General features: G+C 65.6%; 1 protein-coding gene. It reads left to right on the forward strand.

Going from position 1 to position 550, the window contains the following annotated elements; all coding sequences use genetic code 11:
• Window positions 1-448 (forward strand): WbqC family protein (locus tag AC1DHL_RS29730; protein WP_478164328.1); only part of this gene is annotated, 448 nt, incomplete at its 5' end.
• Window positions 449-550: the final 102 nt, after the last annotated feature.

Below are 550 nucleotides of genomic sequence, written 5' to 3' on the forward strand. Positions count from 1 at the left end.
GGACATGCTGGCCCTGGTGGACGAAGTCCTGGCCTTGCCCACCACGTCGCTTTCCGAGCTGACCCAGGCTTCCATGCTGGCGCTCGCGGACTATTTCGGCGTGGCCGGCGGCAAGCCGTTCGCCCGCTCGTCGGCGCTCGGCATCCCCGGCGAGAAGAGCCAGCGCGTGCTGGATGTGTGCAAGCGGATGGAGGCAGGTCGCTACATCACCGGCCACGGCGCGCGCAACTATCTCGACCACGAACTGTTCGAGCGCAATGCGGTGACCGTCGAATACATGGACTACGCCATGCACCCGTACCCGCAGCGCCACGGTGCCTTCACCCCCTACGTCTCGGGCCTGGACCTGGTCGCCAACTGCGGCCGCGCCGGGGCGAGCCAGATCTGCTCCGGAACGATCGCCTGGCGCGACATGATGCAGCGCCAGGCGTGCGCGCCGGCCCACTGAACCCCAAGACTGAAGAGTCATGAACCATCTTGACGCAGTAGCTACCGAGTATCTGCCGAACTCCGCGACGGAGCTCGAGAACGACCTGGTACTGAACTGGTA

It is taken from the genome of Variovorax sp. 10L426 (genome assembly GCF_056395305.1).